Below are 308 nucleotides of genomic sequence, written 5' to 3'. Positions count from 1 at the left end.
AGGGTCGTTCGAGACCAGGACGTTGATAGGCTGGGTGTGGAAGTGCAGTAATGCATTAAGCTAACCAGTACTAATTGCCCGTACGGCTTGTCCCTATAACCTTAGCAGGTTATGGTGAATAAGAAGTGCGTTGAAACGTTCGTTGATACACAACTTCATTACCCACCTACTTACTTCTCCTAGATTCTGGGCAACGTCTTACGATAAGACGCGGCCCGTACAGTTCAATGCCTGATGACCATAGCAAGTCGGTCCCACCCCTTCCCATCCCGAACAGGACCGTGAAACGACTTTGCGCCGATGATAGT

The 308-nt window shown here is 49.4% G+C and carries 2 rRNA genes; both read left to right on the top strand.

Annotated elements, in window-relative coordinates:
• Positions 1-95, top strand: a 23S ribosomal RNA gene (locus F8197_RS28245); the annotation flags it as partial.
• Between the two features lie 135 nt (positions 96-230).
• A 5S ribosomal RNA gene (gene rrf / locus F8197_RS28240) occupies positions 231-308 on the top strand; the annotation flags it as partial.

It is taken from the genome of Duganella sp. FT27W (assembly GCF_009295655.1).
Classification (GTDB): domain Bacteria; phylum Pseudomonadota; class Gammaproteobacteria; order Burkholderiales; family Burkholderiaceae_D; genus Rugamonas; species Rugamonas zoogloeoides.
The sequence above is the reverse complement of the archived record's forward strand: the minus strand, read 5'-3'. Positions and strand labels throughout refer to the sequence as shown.